Source organism: Spirosoma fluviale (assembly GCF_900230225.1).
Taxonomy (GTDB): domain Bacteria; phylum Bacteroidota; class Bacteroidia; order Cytophagales; family Spirosomataceae; genus Spirosoma; species Spirosoma fluviale.
Genome location: NZ_OCNH01000001.1, coordinates 2043653 through 2062553, shown reverse-complemented (window position 1 = coordinate 2062553; position 18901 = coordinate 2043653). Strand labels below are relative to the sequence as shown.

Here is an 18901-nt window from a genome sequence, read left to right as displayed (position 1 = left end):
TAGTCAGTCAGTCAGCAAGTCGATAACGAGGCCGCCCCGTGCGGTCAGTAAGTGGCTGATGCTAGAATAATGCAGGCGTCAGCCACTTACTGGCTTATTGACTTGGTGACTGACTGACTTACTAACTTATAAAATGGATCGTAATCAACTTATTGGCATTGTCCTGATTCTGGCGATGCTGGTCGGCTACCAGCTGCTGGTACCGAAACCTGCGCCCGAAAAACAGGCTGCTCAACAAACACAAACAACAAAACCCACAACGGCTTCCGGAGTGGCTGCCATTGATAAAGGCGTGGACAGCACTGGTCAACAGGCTCCTGATTCTGCTGCGTTAACGGCTCAGTTTGGTAATTTCGCATCGGTTGCCACCGGTCAGGCCCGGGATATTATCATTGAAAATAACGACATCAAAGTAACCTTCACAACGCAGGGCGGGCGGGTAAAAGAGGTTGTACTGAAAAAGTACAAGGCCTTCGATCAAAAGCCCCTCGTTCTGATCGATGAGCAAAGCAGCACAACACTTCTGGAGCTTCCAACAAACCAGGGCAAAGTTGATCTGCACAAGTTGTATTACCAGACAACGACTCAAAATGGCACGGTTAGCGGTCAGCCCCAACAGGTTGTCTTTCGGGCCGAAGTGGCACCGGGGCAATCCGTTGAGCAGGTGTATACCATTCCGGCCGAGGGTTATGTACTTGACTATGACCTTAAGCTGAACGGCCTGTCAAATACAGTTGGTAATGGGGACATTCGGTTCTTGTGGGAAGATAAAATGCGGCAGTACGAAAACGATCTGGCCAACAACCGCCGGGCTGCGACCATCAATTACCTCACGGCCGATGAAGATTTTGAGAAGTTAACTGAAGGCGAAAGCAGCCAGGAGGCCACCGCCGAAAAACCGGTGCAGTGGTTTACCATCAAGCATAAATATTTTCTGTCGGGTTTCGTTGCCAAGAATAGCCCGCTGACAAAAGCGAGCTTTAAAGCGCTGGTCGATCCGGCCGACAGCAGTGTGGTTAAAACGGCCATTGCGGACGTAACGATGCCCATTGCCGATGTAAAAGCTGGAAAAGGGCAGTACAAATTCTTTTATGGACCTAATGATTTCCAACTGTTGGGAAGTGTTGCACCGGAGTTCGATCAGAATGTGTACCTGGGGTATTCTGTCCTGAAGCCAATTAACAAGTACTTTTTTGTGCCGGTATTCAACTTCCTGGAGAAGTTTATCGCCAACTACGGCTTGCTGATCATTGCGCTGGTAGTCTTTGTGAAACTAATTCTAACACCGTTAACCTATAAGTCGTACATCAGTATGGCGAAAATGCGGGTCCTTCAGCCAGAATTGAACGAAATGAAGGAACGCGTTGGTGACGACATGGCGAAACAGCAGTCTGAGCAAATGAAATTGTATCAGGAAGTAGGTGTTAGTCCGCTGAGTGGTTGTGTTCCGGTGTTGGCAACCATGCCGATTCTTTTTTCGCTGTTCATGCTCTTCCCGAATTTGATTGAGCTGCGTCAGAAATCGTTTTTATGGGCCAATGATCTCTCGACCTACGATGCGTTCATTACCTTCCCAACAATACCATTTATTGGCAGTCACCTCAGTCTGTTTACGGTACTGATGACAATTTCGTCGATTGCCTATGCGTATTACAATAACCAGACGACCCCAACGCAGCCGGGACCGGTGAACATGAAAGCAATGAGTTATGTGTTCCCGCTCATGTTCATGTTTGTATTGAATTCCTACCCGGCCGGTCTAACGTTTTATTACTTTGTATCGAACGTCGTCACGATTGCGCAGCAACTACTGATCCGTCGGTTTGTTGATGAAGACAAGATTAAAGCTGTTCTGGATGAGAACCGTCGCAAAAACGCAGCCGGAGAGGGTAAAAAGCCCGGTGGCTTTCAGGCGTTGCTCCAGAAACAGCTTGCCGCTGCTGAAGAGGCCCGTAAGCAGGCCGATGAAGCCCAGCGCCGAGCAAAGTCTAAGAAGTAAGTGATGAATAAACGGTGATTGCTGGGTCTATATATCATCCTTCATTGACAAAAGCAACGCGAAGGCGTTGCTTTTGTGCATTAACCCAATTAACTATGAATGGCAGGTTTCTTTTCCTGATAAAGCTGCTTGTTGTGTTCTCCGGGGTAATCTGCTCGCAGGTTGCCCAGGCGCAACTGCCAGCCGATGCACAGAAGCGGTACAAAGCGGCACTGGAACTGGTGCGGACAGGCGACTATGAACGCGCCAAATCAGATCTGAATGTACTCATTCAGCAACGCGGGCCGCTGGCTCCCTATGCCACCTATCATTATGCGATTGCCGCTTTCCGGCAGCGAAAGTTTCTGCAATCCCGTGACATGCTCAAGCAATTGATGGAGCAATACCCGGATTGGCAGAAGATGGATGATGCCAACTACCTTTTTGCGGCCAGTGGCATGGAACTTGGCCAGTATGAAGAGGCACTGACAGCCTTGCAGTCCATCAATGATGCTGAACTCCGTTCTGACGTTACAAAACTTGAGCAGAATTTTATCCCCCGTATTACCGATCTGACTCGGCTAAAGGCGTTGAATCAGTCCTTTCCCGCTGACCGGATTATTGGACTGGCGTTAATTGACCTGATCCAGCGAACGGCTACGGATAAGGATGATCTTGAATTGTCCGATCGGTTGACAAACCGGTTTGGGGTTCCAGCCGTAACCACTACCCAGCCAACGGCAACGACAAGTCAGGGCTCCAGCTCGCGTCCGGTTACACCTATTTCGCCGAATGGACGAAACACCCGGCCGAAGGGATATTACAATGTTGCGGTGATGTTCCCGTTTCGGGTCGATGAGTTCAATTCCGATAAACGGTCGAGAGCCAATCAGTACGTTTATGACCTCTACAATGGAATTAAACTGGCAAAGGCGAAGTTGCAGGAAGAGGGAATTAGCATTAACCTATTTGCCTATGACCTGGATAATGATGCTAATAAAGCCCTTGAGTTAGTTAACAGTCCAGCCTTTGCGCAAACAGATCTGATCATTGGGCCGCTCTATCTGGAACCCAATCGCATTGCGCTGGCGTATGCTAACCAGCACAATATTTTACTGCTGAACCCTATAGCCACCAGTAGCGAGTTGATCACTGACCAGCCAATGTCTTTTCTGGCGCAGCCTTCCATGAATCAGCAGGCGCGTAAGGTAGCTGATCTGGTTCGTAGTTTAAATACGGCTCGCCGGGCCGCCATTTATTTTGGCGCTACGCGTAAAGATTCTCTGCTGGCGGCTGCGTACCAGGCTGAACTCAAGCGGCAGAACTATCAGGTCGTTGATTTTCGTAAATTAAAAGGATCTGCCCAGCAGATGTCCGACGCCATGCAATTTTCCGGCAATGCGACTGCCACCCGATCGGGTACTGCGATTTCTTCACCGTCTGGCGGTGCATCCGTCGGGCATGTGTTTTTTTCCAGTACTAATGAAGACGATGGCGTTCGCATGCTTGACGCACTGAGCCGCCGACGGGTAAGTGCGCCATTGATTTCAACGGCTTCCGCTTTCGATTTGTATAAAGTTCCTGTATCGACCTTTACCCGTCGGGAACTGTATTTGTTATACCCCGATTTTATGGACAAAAGCCGGGAGTCCGTTACGGCTTTTCAGGAAGAGTACTTAGCAAAACGGAATACGATTCCATCGGTTTATGCGAGTGAAGGGTACGATATGATGCTGTTCTTCGGCCGCCAGCTGGCGAAAAACGGGCTTCAGCTTCGCGATCGGACTGCGTTGATCTCCGATACCGACGACTACCTGCTTTCCGGGTTTGATTATACACAAAGTAACGACAATCAACTTGTACCGATCGTAAAGTACGAAGACGGGCGGTTTGTAAAAATTAATGAGTGAGCAGACGTATGAACGGGTAAATAGCCTTAGCTAACTCGTCCGTCCATACCGGCGCTTATTCGGTCTTGCAACAAAATGACAACGAGCGAACAACTGTTTGAGAAAGCGAAGACGCTGATTCCCGGTGGAGTTAATTCACCCGTGCGGGCGTTTCGGTCGGTGGGTGGATCACCCATTTTTATTAAGTCGGCCAAGGGCCCTTACATCGTGGATGAGGATGGCCGACAGTATATTGAACTGATTAATTCCTGGGGTCCCATGATTCTGGGACACGCCTTCGAGCCCGTGGAGAAAGCTGTCCGCGACGCGATTCAGAATTCATTTTCATTCGGAGCCCCCACTCGGAAAGAAGTCGAAATGGCGGAGTTAATCACGTCGATGGTTCCCTCGGTCGAAAAAGTCAGGATGGTGAACTCCGGTACTGAGGCCACTATGTCGGCTATCCGCGTGGCGCGTGGATTTACCGGCCGAGACAAACTGATTAAGTTTGAAGGATGCTACCACGGGCACGGCGATTCGTTTTTGATCGCGGCCGGAAGTGGTGCCATGACCATGGGAATTCCTGATAGCCCGGGCGTTACTAAGGCAACGGCTGCCGATACCCTGACCGCGCCGTACAATGATCTGGCGGCTGTTGAGGTGTTGCTGGACAATAACCAAAACCAGGTAGCCGCTATCATTCTGGAGCCGGTGGTTGGGAATATGGGCTGCGTACTACCCGAACCGGGTTTTCTGGAAGGAATTCGTTCGCTATGCGATAAACATGGCGTTATCCTGATCTTCGACGAAGTGATGACGGGCTTCCGGCTTGCTAAAGGGGGCGCTCAGGAACGCTTCGGCATCACGCCCGACCTCACTACGATGGGAAAAATTATTGGTGGCGGCATGCCCGTTGGTGCCTATGGCGGACGGGCGGATATTATGGACATGGTTGCCCCGGCGGGTCCGGTTTATCAGGCCGGAACTCTCTCCGGTAATCCGATTGCCATGTCGGCTGGCCTGGCCATGCTTCATCACCTGAATGAGCATCCTGAAGTGTATACCCGTTTGGATGAAATTGGCAAAAAATTGACCGATGGTTTCCGGGCCGGGTTGCAGAAGGCGGGCCTGTCGTATACCATCAATCACATTGGTTCGATGTTTACCCTGTTTATGACAGAGCGGTCGGTAAGCAACTTCACGGAAGCCAAAACGTGCGATGTGTCTCTTTTCGGCCGCTATTTTCATTCGATGCTGAAGCGGGGGGTATATCTGGCCCCCTCCCAGTTCGAGAGCCTGTTTCTATCCGTTGCCCTCACCGACGAACTGGTCGATCAGGTTATCCAGGCCAATGAAGAAAGCTTGGTGGAAATGCTGAACGCGTAAGGCAAATGTACTATTCCATTATCATCCCCATTTTTAACCGTCCGGGCGAACTGCGCGAACTGCTCGTGAGCTTGACCAAACAGACGTATAAAAATTTTGAGGTGCTGGTTATTGAAGACGGGTCGACCAACCGGTCGGATGGGGTCGTAGCTGACTTCGCCGACCGGTTGGCTATCCGCTATTTTTTTAAAGAAAACTCTGGACAGGGGTTTACCCGGAATTATGGCTTTGAACGGGCCAAAGGAGATTACTTCGTTATCTTCGATTCGGATGCCCTTGTTCCCCCGCATTATTTTTCGGTGGTCAATCAGCAGTTGACATCGTCCTGGCTCGACGCCTACGGTGGCCCGGATGCTGCTCATCCCGATTTTACCCCCATTCAGAAAGCCATCAGTTACTCCATGACCTCACCGTTTACGACGGGTGGGATTCGGGGCAGCAAAAAAAACCTGGGCGGAACTTACCATCCCCGCAGTTTCAACATGGGGCTTTCCCGAACCGTTTGGGAAACGATTGGCGGGTACAAATTAAGCCGGATGGGAGAGGACATTGAATTCGCAATTCGAATTATCGAAAATGGCTATTGCACCGGCCTGATTCCGGATGCGTTCATTTATCACAAGCGCCGAACCAACTTCGGGCAGTTTTTTCGCCAGTTACGGTTCTTTGGTCGCGCTCGCATTAACATATCCCGGTATTATCCGTCCGAATTGAAACTTGTTCATGCCTTTCCGGCGCTGTTTACGCTCTTTGTCTACTCCCTACCAATCTGGGCGTTTATCAGTTCATTCCTGTTTTCGCTGGCAATGGGTATATTGGTCCTCTTTTCGGTATTGATTTTTGTGGATGCCAGCCGAAAGGAGAAAAGCCTTGCTGTTGGTCTGTTGAGTGTAGTAGCCGCTTTCGTTCAGCTGATTGGCTACGGAACCGGTTTTTTGAGCGAAGGCTGGAAACGATTGAAAGAGCCCAAAGGATTCCGAGAAACGGGTGCCACTCTCGAATACCCTTCGTAAGCATCGTCTTTAGCACATAATACATAGCCGGAGTTAACGATATTAACCGCCGGAACGTTAGTTACATAAACCCCTTCGATACCTTACATCCTATGGCAAAACTCGCTAAACCACCTGGTCAACGATTGGTAAAACGCATGAGTACCCGAACCAAAGGCCTGATTGTGGCTCCGTTGGGTCTACTCTTGTTTAGTGTGGGCCTGTGTGTGTTAAGTGAAGCTGCGGAGGCAAAGCACGGGGGAGCTCCGTTTCGGCAATGGTTTCTATGGGGAGCCTATAGCCTGGTGTTGATCAATGGCGGGTTGTTGCTTTTCGGGCAGGCTATTCGCTACCGGGCGCAGTTGGATTATCGTCGGTTTGTGCGTCGTGAACTCAAAAAGCGTGACCGCGACTGGGAGCGCTTTCGCCCCAAAAGAAAAGCCTCACCGGGTAAGGGTGAGGCCACTAAATAAGGATTGCCTGCTTTAACAGACAGAGTATTCGTTTAGGCTTCTTTCTTCTCCGCAAACGAAGCTTTGATGGCTTCTACGTCTACGTTTTTGATGGTCGGCTTGCGCAGCAGTTGTTTGATTGCATTTACTTTGTTATTGGCGATAGCGCGGTTCCGGCGAGCCTTACGCTTCAGTTCTGTTACTCCCATGATTGTATCTTTTTACGTGTCAGTTCAAAATCAGACCGCAAAAGTACGCTTTTTCCTTGATTTTTGAAAGTACCACCGACTAAAGTCAGTATTTTTGCGTCCTAAAATGCAGCTTGTGTTCATCAAGTTGTCAAAACGGACTAAAATCCGGCTTTATTCTAATGCAAAAACCAACCTTGCCGAAAGGCACCCGTGACTTTGGGCCGGAGCAAATGCGTAAACGGCTTTTTATTTTTGATACGATTCGCCAGATATTTCAACAATTTGGTTTTCAGCCCATAGAAACGCCCTCCATGGAAAACCTGTCGACTCTGACCGGTAAGTACGGAGACGAAGGCGATCAACTCCTGTTTAAAATTCTTAATTCCGGCGATTTCGCGGCAGGTATAACGGAGCTCGATCTGGCCTCCGGGTCGAAAAAGTTAACTCCGAAAATAGCTGAGAAAGGCCTGCGTTATGACCTTACCGTTCCTTTTGCCCGGTATGTGGTCATGAACCGCAATTCGCTGACGCTGCCGTTTAAACGTTATCAGATGCAGCCCGTTTGGCGGGCCGACCGCCCACAAAAAGGACGTTACCGTGAGTTCTACCAGTGCGATGCCGATGTGGTCGGGACCGATTCGCTTCTTTGTGAGGCCGAAATCGTGCTGATGATTCATGAGGCATTCCGAAATCTGGCCATTCAGAATTTTACTCTTAAAGTTAATAATCGCAAGATTCTGGCTGGTATTGCGGAGGTCATTGGCGCACCGGGTCAGGAAGGTACCTTAAGCGTGGCGATTGATAAACTGGATAAGATCGGGAAAGAGAAAGTGCTCGACGAACTCCGGGAGCGGGGCTTTTCGGAAGAGACCCTGGTTAGCCTGGAACCCTTGTTTCTATTCGGCTCGGCTACCCCTTACCAGACGCTCGATCAGCTAAAAAACTGGCTTTCGGCATCGGATACCGCCCGTCAGGGTATTACTGAATTGGAAGAAATGCTTCTGTTAGTCGACCAATATGGATTATCTGATTCCAGGGTAGAAATTGATCCGACATTAGCGAGGGGACTGTCGTATTACACCGGGGCCATTTTTGAAGTAAAAGCTAATGGCGTTTCTATTGGTAGTGTGAGCGGGGGCGGACGTTACGACAACTTAACCGGGGCCTTTGGTATGCCGGGTCTGTCGGGCGTGGGAATCTCGTTCGGTGTAGACCGGATCTACGATGTAATGGAGGAGTTGAACCTCTTCCCGGCCGATACTGGCCAGGGAACGCATGTGCTGATCGTTCCCTTCGACAAAGAGGCCCGGTCGGTAGCGTTGCCTTTGTTGAATCAACTTCGGACGGCCGCCGTTGCTGCCGAGATGTATCCTGATCTGTCAAAAGTGAAGAAGATGCTCGACTACGCCAATGCAAAGAACATTCCTTTTGTGGTGCTGATCGGTTCGGAAGAGGTGCAGACAGGTATCCTCTCACTCAAAAATATGGTAACGGGCGAACAGTTTAAGGTAACTACAGAGGAATTAATGGACCGATTACGGTAAATATCAAGCCGAATACGATTGAACGAAGAGGTCTAACGCGTCAAACCCGTTGGGCCTTTTTTGTTGGTAGATGCCAGCGTGCTGCGCAATTGCCAGCGAATCCCTGAAATGCGTCTGTAAAAAATCGCCCGTCAGGAGTTGAACCGGGAGTGGAAAATGTTTAAGCAGTTCGACCGGTGCCCGCAGAGGTTTGATCGGCTCATTCGTCCGGCGGGCATTGGGCGGATACAGGAGCGTAATCTGGTGTAAGGGAACAGGGGAGCGGGGGAAATCAGCCAGAGGTTGTGTTACCAGAAACTTGGTAGCGCCTTCAAAGGACGGCTCCAGTGTCGACTCATCGACGTTCAGCCCATCGACCGTATTTCTCCAGATTTTGTACTGAGCAAACGCCGGGATCACGAACGGCTTCTTATTGATTAATTGAATGGCGACCAGATCATCCGTCAGTACAGTATGACCGGCTTTACCAAAAGCGGCCGCTGTGGTGGATTTGCCCGCGCCGGGTACGCCTACGAATACCGATGCCGCTGATCCTAATTTTACGGCACTTCCGTGAAGCAGAAACAGCCCCCGCTGGTAGAGCAGCAAACCTATAGCTTCGCTCAATAGAAAGAGCCGCAGCGTGCCTTCATCGGTACCCAGATTCTGATAGATGATTTCGTTTCCGCCGGAAACTTTGAATTTAGCAATGCCGGGCCAGTTCAGAAGAAGACTTGTTGCCGTTATTCCGATTCTAGCCTGTACACCACGGCGGTGTACCCGAGTCGGTCGATTAGCTTTATCCGGTATGATAGCTTCGGTTAATCGAACATCGGTTTTTGCCGTTGACTCCTGTAGGACGCTCGTGAAATCAAGCCCGGTTTCAAGGGTCAAGCCAAAGGCAAGGTATTTTTTCATTGCAACACGACTACCCTAAGCTTTTGATCCGGGTGTTCAAAAGTAAGGAAAATAGTTGCCTTGCCTACTACCAATCCGAAAAGTGCCTTTAAAAGCACATGAGGAATCAGAGTTGATTCACCTTCCGCGCTGGTGCCTTTTTTTCGGTATCAGCTGGTGTTTTAGTGCGTACACCTGAGCCATCGGGTGATGTCGAGCGGTTCTTCGTTTGCGCCCGAGAGCTTACTGCCCCACCCAGAACGACAACCAGGGTAATAGCTAAGGGTATGGTTTTCATAGGTTGAGGCTGTATAGTTTTATTTCGCACCGATTCAACTATTGGATCGGTGCGAAAGCTTATTCTTGTTTAATCAATCTTCTTGTCGATGGCGTTAATGCGGTCCATGTGCTTTTGTAGCGTAGGCAGCGTCTTTGTTGCGAACTCCTTAATCGCTGGGTTTGCCTTTTCGTCGTCAGCGGCTTCTTTAAATAGGTCAATGTCCTCTTTGTGGTCATCGACCATCATGCTCACGTACTTCTTGTCAAACTCTGCTCCGGTCAGTTTTGCCAGGTCGTTCACATGTTTCTGTTCGTCTTCACCCAAAGTCGTGGGCAGTGTGATGTTGTGCGTAGTCGCGATGGTTTTCAGCTCGTCATTTGCTTTCGAGTGGTCGGCTACCATCATGGCACCAAAATCTTTTACATCCTGGCTTTGGGCTTTTTCCTGCGCCAGGCGTCCCAGTTCAACCTCCATCATGCCACCATTCGCGGCTTTTACGGCGAACTCGCTGCTTTCTTCGGTCTGACCGGTTCCCGCATCTTCTTTGGCTTCGTTGGCATTTTCTGCGTTCTCTACGCTGTCTTCACTTTCTTTTTTCTTTTCGCTGCATGCCTGAAAACTCAGGGTGCTGATCGCGAGCAATACAACCAGGCTTATCTTTTTCATAACGTTATTGTTAAGTAATGAACTAGTACTACAAACGTTTTTGGATGCATTAGGTTTTAAGAGTGGTGTTAAATGAGGAATTTTTAGACAAAATTCTTAGTTTTCCGGACAAAGTTCTTATGTTTGTCATATGGTTATTCCAGATCGTATAGCGCTTGTTTTTTCAGCCCTGAAAGGGGTTCCAGCCACGCGTTTCTTTGAGATCGCTGAGCTAACGGGTTACAAGCGCGAGCAATTGGCCGAAGTCTTCGATACCTCCCTCAAAACGTTTCAGCGGTACGAACGCGAGAAAAAAAGCCTTAATCCACAGGATAGTGAGAAAGTGCTTAAAATTATGGCGTTGTTCCAAACCGGCGAATCCGTATTTGGCACCGCCGATTCCTTCCGACGCTGGATGGACAAACCTGCCTATGGCTTAGGTAACCAGGTTCCATTCGATTTGCTGCATACTTCGGGGGGGATCGATCTGGTGATGGATGAGGTCACACGGATTGAATACGGCGACCTGGCCTGACGCTACTAACGGATTTCCTGCTTAATGCTTGTTTATCGAATTACAAAAGCTATTTATGCTGATCGGCTGGTTGCATCGGGCGGAGCCGCACGCTGGAATAGCCGTGGCCAGTTTGTTATCTATACGGCTGGTACACGGGCGCTCGCCTGCCTGGAAAACGTCGTTCACCGCTCCAGCGAAGGGCTCATGGATAACTTCCGGGTAATGGTTATCAACGTACCGGACAATCTTTCTATTGATACCGTGGATAGGGAACTGTTGCCTGACAACTGGTCCGATTACTGGCAATACGGTGTTTGTCAGCAGATAGGAGGGGAGTGGCTCGAAAAAAGACGATCTGCCGTACTGCGTGTCCCATCCGCTATTATTCCCGATGAATGGAACTACCTTCTAAATCCAGCCCATCCCGATTTTCTCCATATCACCTTAGTGAATACCGAGCCATTTTCCTTCGACCCACGGCTAAAATCCTGATAGCTATAGTCCTGTACTAGAGTAGTAAGCACGGGTCTGGTTATAGCTTGTGTTTTACTTGAAATAGAATTGTATTTGATTTAGATGATTACCCCGGCTTGGGGGATCATTTTACGCTTTTTATACTAGGATTATATCGGGTATTTCAGGCCGTTCAGGCGCGTTTTTACGGGTTTACTTCTCTTTTCTCCTGAAAATTTTGTATATTTGTCTATAGAGCGGTTCACGCGCAGTGTGTGAGCCGGAATAGTAATTTTCTGCGAAACTCCTTTGGCACATGGCGGACGAAACTCCCGACCTCGAATCTCCCAGTAATATCATTCCTATCAACATTGAAGACGAGATGCGTGGTGCTTACATTGATTATTCAATGTCGGTTATCATCTCTCGTGCCTTGCCCGATGTGCGTGATGGTCTAAAGCCTGTTCACCGCCGGGTACTGTTCGGAATGGCTGAACTGGGGGTTAATTACAACAAACCACATAAGAAATCGGCCCGTATAGTTGGTGAAGTCCTGGGTAAGTATCACCCACACGGCGATTCATCGGTCTATGATACTATGGTTCGAATGGCCCAGGACTGGTCATTGCGCTACCCACTTGTCGATGGACAGGGAAACTTCGGCTCAATCGACGGCGACTCACCCGCTGCCATGCGTTACACCGAAGCGCGTCTGAAGCGGATAGCCGACGAACTGCTGACCGACATTTATAAAGAAACGGTTGATTTTCAGGGTAATTTCGATGATTCCCTGCAGGAACCGACCGTCATGCCGGCCAAACTGCCGAACCTGTTGCTGAATGGGTCGTCGGGTATTGCCGTTGGTATGGCCACAAATATGGCTCCCCATAACCTGACGGAAGTCGTAGATGGTATTCTGGCTTATCTGGAAAACAGTGAGATTACCGTTGAGGAACTGATGCAGTTTGTCAAAGCGCCGGATTTCCCAACCGGCGCGACCATCTATGGTATGGAAGGGGTGAAGTCGGCTTTCAAGACCGGCCGTGGACGCGTTGTGATGCGGGCTCACGCCACGATTGAAGAGAACCGGGGCAAAACCCAGATCATCGTGACGGATGTCCCGTACATGGTCAACAAAGCGGTAATGCTCGAAAAAACGGCCGAACTGATCAACGATAAGAAGATAGAAGGTATCATGGCGTTCCGGGACGAATCCGACCGGGATGGCCTGCGGGTGGTTTACGATCTTCGGAAAGATGCCATTCCCAACGTTGTTCTCAATAACCTGTATAAGCATACTGCGTTGCAATCGTCGTTCAGCATCAACAACGTCGCCCTGGTAAAGGGACGCCCGATGATGCTGAATCTGAAAGACATGATGAAGTATTACGTCGAACACCGGTTCGAAGTAATTACCCGTCGGACGCAGTACGAACTTCGCGAAGCAGAGAGAAGGGCACACATTCTGGAAGGGCTGCTAATTGCGCTGGATAATATCGACGCCGTTATCGAACTGATTCGGTCGTCTCGCGACCCGGAAGTGGCACGTACGGGCCTGATGGAGCGGTTTAGTCTGAGCGATCTTCAGGCGAAAGCGATTCTTGAAATGCGTCTGCAACGCCTGACGGGTCTGGAACGGGATAAACTGCAGGGAGAGTACGATGAACTCATGACCGTGATTGCCGACCTGAAAGAGATTCTGGCCAGCGAAGAGCGGAAACGTCAGGTTATCAAAGAAGAGCTGACGGATATTCGTACCCGTTACGGGGATGAGCGCCGAACGGAAATCAATCCTCTGGGTGATGGAAACATCAGTGATCTTTCTCTGATTGCTGATGAGGACATGGTGATTACCATCTCGCACGAAGGTTATATAAAACGGACACCAACGACAGAGTACCGGTCGCAGGGGCGGGGAGGAGTAGGGGCGAAGGCCGCTTCGACCAAAGAAGAAGACTTCACCGAACACCTGTTTACCGCTACCATGCACAACACCCTGCTGGCTTTCACCCAGAAAGGACGGATGTACTGGCTGCCGGTTTATGAGCTTCCCGAAGGGTCACGCATATCGAAGGGGCGGCCATTGGCTAATTTTATTAACATCGAGTCGGATGATAAAGTTAGGGCCGTCATCAACGTGACAGATCTCAAAAACGAGGACTATATCAACAATAACTACATTGTGATGTGTACGCGGAAAGGCACCATCAAGAAAACGATGCTGGAAGCCTACTCCCGCCCCCGCCAGAACGGAATCATTGCCATCACGATTGATGAGGACGACCAACTGCTGGGCGTGTGCATGACCAACGGCGACAACGACATTGTCATTGCATCGAGTGCGGGCAAAGCGGTTCGATTCCATGAAAGCCGGGTGCGGCCCATGGGGCGTACGGCGGCCGGTGTACGGGGTATTTCTCTGGACGACGAGGACCCAACCGACCATGTGATCGGCATGGTGTGTATTTCGACTCAGGATGCTCAATTGCTGGTTGTTTCCCGGAATGGATACGGCAAACGCTCGGATATTGACGGCTACCGGATCACAAACCGGGGTGCCAAAGGCGTTGGGACGCTGAAAGTGACAGAGAAAGTTGGTCGGCTCGTCGCGGTACTTGACGTAGCCGATAACGACGATTTAATGATTATTAATAAATCGGGTATTGCCATCCGTACACCTGTTGATGCGATCAATGTGATTGGCCGAAACACACAGGGTGTGCGCTTAATCAAGCTTAATGAAGGCGATGAAATATCATCGGTAACAAAAATAAAGCGGGAGGAGGGCGAGGAGATAGCCTCTGTTGAACCCGAAGCTGCCGTTGAGGAATAGTCTGGATCGATGAGTTGTTTTGAGCCGCCTGTACTGATTAGATAATCAGTCAGGCGGCTCAAACAATTTCAGATAGGTCATGCTTATACAGACAGAATCCGTAATTTCGTTCTTTAAAAGAAAACACAACCCCAGTTTACACATGAAACAAGTTTTTGTAATCGCCGTCGCGTGTCTCCTCTCACTAGGTGTACGCGCCCAGCAGGCAGCCGGAGACGCGCTTGCTATGGAAGCATTTAAAAAAGAGAAGGAAAAAAGTGATAAGGATATTACCGATGCCAAAGCGGCTGCTAAAGCCAGCACCTGGATGGATCGGGCTAAAACGTATCAGAACATCGCTTCTCAGGGGCAGATGAAAATTGATTCTGCAGCTGCTACGGTTGCCTTTGATGCCTTCAAGAAGGTGGTTGAATTAGACAAGGACAAAAAAGGTGGTCCGGGCAAATTGGCAAAAGAGGCAGAGGAAGCCTTGAAGGCTCCTCTCATGGCTACGGCTTTTATGCAGCAGGGTGTTGCCAAGTTCCAGGCCAAGAACTATGCGGATGCGATGAAGTCGATGTCAATCGCCGGTGATATCAATCCTAAAGATACACTGGCACCGTTGTATACGGCTATTGCTGCTCAGCAGATCAAGGATAATGCAACGGCTAAAACCCAACTGGAGAAATACATCACCAGTGGGGGCAAAGATGCAACGATTTATGGTTCGTTAGCGATGCTCTACCGGGCCGATAATGAGATTGACAAAGCATTGGTTGCCTTGGATAAAGGAATCGCACTGGCACCGACTAATAAAGATCTTGCCAATGAGAAGATCAATATTATGTTATCGACGAACCGGATGGACGAAGCCATTAGCGGGATGAAACAGATGGTTGAGAAAGATCCTAACAATGTGCAGAATCTGGTAAACCTGTCGATCGTTTATAATAACATTGCCAATAAGTCATCTGAGGAGATTCGGAAACTGGAAGGAGACAGCAAAAAGGGTGGAAATACGGCAAAGCAAGTAGCCGATGCGAAAAGCATTATCGATGCCTATAATGGCGAGATAGCCCGCTTACAGGCGTCGATTAAAAAGTCACCCAAGCCAGAGTTAAAGCGGCAGCTAACGGAAGTACAAAAGCGTTTGTCAGACCAAAAGACCGAATTAGCCAAGCTGGAAGCCGAGGCTAAAGAAGCGGCTGCTAAAGCTGGTGCAGCAGCAGACGGAGCGAAGCGGTTAGCCGAGTTAAAGCAGTCGCAACAGGAGAATAAGAGTCAGGAGAAGCTTTATTTGGAAAAAGCGTTGGCAATTGATCCGAACAACTACGATGCTAACTTTAACATGGCGGTTTTCCTGTTCAACGAAGCTGTTGAAATGAAGCGTGGCGTTGACCGAATGGATATGGCCGAGTACAACAAAAATGGTAAGGAATTGGATGGTAAAGTTTGTGGTAAGTTCAAACAATCGTTACCGTACTTCACGAAAGCTAAATCGATTAAAGATGAGGCAGATGTGAATGAAAACCTGACTAATCTTCAGAATATTCTGAAGCAGTACGAAGAGAAGAAGATCGTCTGCATCGAGCCTGGTAAATAAAAACCTCAGTAAGAATAACAGGATAGGGTCGGTATCGGAAGGTACCGACCCTATTTAATAAAAACTTTACTTAACATAATATAAATTATACAACAAATGAAATGGAGTAATCCACAGACTTATTAACACATTATCCACGTGGAACACTAAAGTATTGCTTTACAGGGAGTTAGGTAAAAAATAGATGAAAAAGGCCATTTTAAAGCCTTTTAGGGCCATTTTCAGGTATATAAAGAGAGTTAAGAACAGTTGATATTCGAAAAATGTGAGTTAAAATAGTATGCTTCTGATCCAAAGTTGTAAAAAGGTTCGTGTCTACCTTCGTCCAATCTTGATTGGAGAAATTCTCTGAAAAATGAAATCGGTTTGGAACGCCGTTTCAAGTGCCAACAGCCTTTATACTATTATTGTTGTAATTGGCTGGAGCTCCCTGTTAATTCTCTATAGGGTCGGATCAAACGAAAAATAGCGAATTCATCGCCTGTGTAGATGGTTTCCAGGCTCCCCAATCTAAAGCGTAAATGAGAGCGACTTAAGCAGTCGGTGTGTACTCCCGAAATGATCCGTCTGTATAAAAGATCAGGATGCGTTCTACCTTCTTTTCTGGCTTATCCGCGCTTGAATTTCCACTCGGCTGAGCGTCCACAGAACTGGTTGTTTCCGGTTGCACCGGTAAACTTACCGGAGGTATTTCTGTACGCTGGCTACGAACACCTGGCGATTGAGGTTGATAGGAAAGTGTGCCGGAGTTAGTAAATCGATCAGCCCGTTCAATGGACGGAGGTCTGCCCACAGAACGATTTGTACCATACCCTACTCCTGCTGGAATAGTCTGATTACTATTTTGCCCCTCTTCTTCCATAATCCATTCATAGCCAAGTTCTGGAAAACGACGGATTATTTTCTGAATAATGTCGAAACTCGGTCTGTTACGACCAGATAAAATGTGAGATATACTGGATCGTTGTACGCCTATTTCGTCGGCGAAATAAGAAGGAGTAAGATTCTTATCGATTAATATCTGTTTAATCTTGTCATTAATCGTCAGCATAATCGTGGGCTTTTGTTAATTAAGTGCCTATATGTTACAAACATAAACATTACTCTTGTAAACATAAATACATACTTCTGTAATTTACAAAATAAAATAGCCACATCTGTGAAATGTGGCTATGTAAATCAATATAATAATGTTATTTATTAAGTATAGACAGTCAATAAACTGTACATTGGTGAATATTTACATTATTAAACAGATACGTTATTTTCCCGTAGCGCGTCGTTCAGGGAAGTTTTTAAATCAGTTGATGGTTTACGCTGGCCAATTATTATCGCACATGGGATGTGGTACTCTCCGGCCGGAAACTGTTTAGCATAACTTCCAGGTATAACAACAGAGTTAGCTGGAACAAAGCCTTTATACTCAACGGGACTGTTACCTGTAACATCAATAATTTTTGATGATCCTGTAATGGTAACGCCTGCACCGAGTACAGCCCGTTTCCCAATATGGGCACCTTCTACCACAATGCAGCGTGAACCAACGAATGCACCATCTTCAATAATAACAGGAGCCGCCTGTGGTGGCTCCAGCACCCCGCCTATCCCAACTCCGCCACTAAGATGAACATCTTTGCCAATCTGCGCACAACTGCCAACCGTTGCCCAGGTGTCTACCATTGTCCGCTCATCGACATAAGCCCCGATGTTAACATAAGACGGCATTAGAATAACGCCGGGAGCCTGGTACGAACCAAAACGTGCAACGGCTGGTGGTACTGCTCTGACTTTAGCATCGGCAAAGTTCGTCTTTAACGGAATTTTGTCGTTAAAAGTAAAGATGCCTACTTCTTCAACCTTCATCTGCTGGCTCACGAAATACAGAAGGATCGCTTTTTTAACCCATTCATTGACCGTCCAGCTTCCCTCCTCATTAGTAGGTGGCGTTGCAACGCGAAGTTCCCCCCTATCTAATTGATTTATTACGTCTTTGATCAGGTTGATAGATTCTGACTTAGTAAGTAATTCACGGTTAGCCCAGATTTCCTCGATTTTGTTAATCATTTAATTAAAGTAAAAGTTTATATATAGATTCATAATTATCTGAATATCAATAGATATTTTTTAATCACAGAATTTTCTATTGTTCTATAACAATATTATATTGATCTCGATTTTTGTTTTTTCAAAGGTAATACGAACACCTGTATAGTTGAAATATAAGACTCAAATTATTTAACGTCTGCTGATGCCTTGCACTGACAAGCGGGTAAGTTTTGACACCGATGACGATAAAGGTGTATAAATGATTTATGTATGAGTATAGTATTATCTGAACGAGTCAGTATCTCTTTCCTCCACCAAAGCAGAGCCTACCTCGCTCTAGCAGTTTGCAAACGGATGTAGTAGAGCGTTGCCTGAAATCCCTATTTCTATTACTGTTTTCATAATGTTAAAGGGCTCTCATGCGTAAGATCGCTCATCGTTCATGAATGATTGTTTTATGTGGCTCTTACGCTAGTTGCTAATTGATAGCCTTACTTTTCACACGCAGATATCAAATCATAACGCAGAACGTTATGATACATAAGATTCTAATGACTGTCTGGTAGCGTTTAACAAGCAAAGATGAAGCCATTGATAAGGCTGAATAGAAGTTAAGAACTAAAGTGAAATTACTCCAGGTTAAACTTGCTTAGGGCGGGCCGCAGTTGAAGGACTTAGAGGTTGAAGGTAATGGAAATAACCTAGTCTATTTTAGATGATCCACTTGCATGTAAATAAATAACTAAGACCCTTATTGATTGCTAAGCTATGCATAAACCAAACTAAGGGATAACGGATTATTTTTGACTTTAATCAATACACTAGAGACTAACCGTATTAGTTAGATGAACTATTATTGAATAGTTTATAAGAGAAGTAAAAAAACAAATCGTCTAAAATGATTATGTAGAAGATAATCCATAGTAGTGTTGAGTATAAACCCTACTCCTGTTTTTCTCTCTAGTAGAATGCGTTATAAAGGGGTATAAATTAATCAGCGGTTAATACTAACAAAACAATTATTTTAGTAAAATAAGCCATTACATTAGCATTTAGCATAATTATTAGTAAATACTAATTATAATACTAACTTTTTAGCATTAGTTACTAAATTTGCTACATTTTAGTAGTATTTTGCTATATTTTTACTAAATATATGTCCTTTATTACTAAAAACTATCATTACTGATTTGACTCCCTCCTTTTTAGTATATACTTTAATTGCCTGATTAGGCTT

16 protein-coding genes are annotated in these 18901 nt (G+C 47.3%); 10 read left to right on the top strand and 6 right to left on the bottom strand.

Going from position 1 to position 18901, the window contains the following annotated elements:
* Window positions 1–133 precede the first annotated feature (133 nt).
* From yidC to CRO74_RS08645, 5 genes are all read left to right on the top strand, one after another.
* Window positions 134–1999, top strand: a complete 1866-nt coding sequence (gene yidC / locus CRO74_RS08665) for a membrane protein insertase YidC (RefSeq protein WP_097125561.1) — start codon at window positions 134–136, stop codon at window positions 1997–1999.
* Between the two features lie 95 nt (window positions 2000–2094).
* On the top strand, window positions 2095–3888 hold the full coding sequence (locus CRO74_RS08660) for an ABC transporter substrate-binding protein (protein WP_097125560.1): 1794 nt from the start codon (window positions 2095–2097) through the stop codon (window positions 3886–3888).
* Between the two features lie 75 nt (window positions 3889–3963).
* Window positions 3964–5253, top strand: coding sequence for a glutamate-1-semialdehyde 2,1-aminomutase (gene hemL / locus CRO74_RS08655; protein ID WP_097125559.1), 1290 nt, complete (start codon window positions 3964–3966; stop codon window positions 5251–5253).
* Window positions 5254–5258: 5 nt separating this feature from the next.
* Window positions 5259–6266 carry a glycosyltransferase family 2 protein gene (locus CRO74_RS08650; RefSeq protein WP_097125558.1) on the top strand — a complete coding sequence of 336 codons (1008 nt, stop codon included), beginning with the start codon at window positions 5259–5261 and terminating at the stop codon, window positions 6264–6266.
* A 92-nt stretch (window positions 6267–6358) separates the two neighbouring features.
* A complete protein-coding gene (locus CRO74_RS08645) occupies window positions 6359–6718 on the top strand; it encodes a hypothetical protein (RefSeq protein WP_097125557.1) in 360 nt (119 codons plus the stop codon).
* Window positions 6719–6750: 32 nt separating this feature from the next.
* Here the strand turns inward: CRO74_RS08645 and CRO74_RS31525 are convergent, their stop codons facing one another.
* Entirely contained in the window at window positions 6751–6906 is a 156-nt protein-coding gene (locus tag CRO74_RS31525) for a hypothetical protein (RefSeq protein WP_179830150.1), read from the bottom strand.
* 161 nt (window positions 6907–7067) lie between these two features.
* Here CRO74_RS31525 and hisS point away from each other — a divergent pair, with 161 nt between their 5' ends.
* Window positions 7068–8432: a histidine--tRNA ligase gene (gene hisS / locus CRO74_RS08640; protein ID WP_097125556.1), complete on the top strand. Its 1365-nt coding sequence runs from the start codon at window positions 7068–7070 to the stop codon at window positions 8430–8432.
* 3 nt (window positions 8433–8435) lie between these two features.
* Here the strand turns inward: hisS and CRO74_RS08635 are convergent, their stop codons facing one another.
* The 3 genes from CRO74_RS08635 to CRO74_RS08630 form a co-directional block, all read right to left on the bottom strand.
* Window positions 8436–9329 carry a phosphoenolpyruvate carboxykinase (ATP) gene (locus CRO74_RS08635; RefSeq protein WP_097125555.1) on the bottom strand — a complete coding sequence of 298 codons (894 nt, stop codon included), beginning with the start codon at window positions 9327–9329 and terminating at the stop codon, window positions 8436–8438.
* Between the two features lie 106 nt (window positions 9330–9435).
* The gene (locus CRO74_RS31520; protein WP_179830149.1) at window positions 9436–9606 is read right to left on the bottom strand and encodes a hypothetical protein; all 171 of its coding nucleotides are present in this window, start codon (window positions 9604–9606) and stop codon (window positions 9436–9438) included.
* 69 nt (window positions 9607–9675) lie between these two features.
* Entirely contained in the window at window positions 9676–10254 is a 579-nt protein-coding gene (locus tag CRO74_RS08630; protein ID WP_097125554.1) for a DUF4142 domain-containing protein, read from the bottom strand.
* Window positions 10255–10384: 130 nt separating this feature from the next.
* Here CRO74_RS08630 and parS point away from each other — a divergent pair, with 130 nt between their 5' ends.
* The 4 genes from parS (at window position 10385) to CRO74_RS08610 (ending at window position 15618) form a co-directional block, all read left to right on the top strand.
* Window positions 10385–10768 carry an Xre family toxin-antitoxin system antitoxin gene (gene parS / locus CRO74_RS08625; RefSeq protein ID WP_097125553.1) on the top strand — a complete coding sequence of 128 codons (384 nt, stop codon included), beginning with the start codon at window positions 10385–10387 and terminating at the stop codon, window positions 10766–10768.
* A gap of 24 nt (window positions 10769–10792) precedes the next feature.
* Window positions 10793–11242 (top strand): RES family NAD+ phosphorylase, encoded by a 450-nt coding sequence (locus CRO74_RS08620; protein ID WP_097125552.1) that lies wholly within the window; start codon window positions 10793–10795, stop codon window positions 11240–11242.
* Between the two features lie 277 nt (window positions 11243–11519).
* A complete protein-coding gene (gene gyrA / locus CRO74_RS08615; protein WP_097125551.1) occupies window positions 11520–14036 on the top strand; it encodes a DNA gyrase subunit A in 2517 nt (838 codons plus the stop codon).
* 142 nt (window positions 14037–14178) lie between these two features.
* Window positions 14179–15618, top strand: coding sequence for a tetratricopeptide repeat protein (locus tag CRO74_RS08610; protein ID WP_097125550.1), 1440 nt, complete (start codon window positions 14179–14181; stop codon window positions 15616–15618).
* A gap of 532 nt (window positions 15619–16150) precedes the next feature.
* On the opposite strand, the gene CRO74_RS08605 is transcribed toward CRO74_RS08610, so the two are convergent.
* The gene (locus tag CRO74_RS08605) at window positions 16151–16669 is read right to left on the bottom strand and encodes a helix-turn-helix transcriptional regulator (protein ID WP_097125549.1); all 519 of its coding nucleotides are present in this window, start codon (window positions 16667–16669) and stop codon (window positions 16151–16153) included.
* A gap of 197 nt (window positions 16670–16866) precedes the next feature.
* Window positions 16867–17682 (bottom strand): 2,3,4,5-tetrahydropyridine-2,6-dicarboxylate N-succinyltransferase, encoded by an 816-nt coding sequence (locus CRO74_RS08600; protein WP_097125548.1) that lies wholly within the window; start codon window positions 17680–17682, stop codon window positions 16867–16869.
* Window positions 17683–18901 lie beyond the last annotated feature (1219 nt).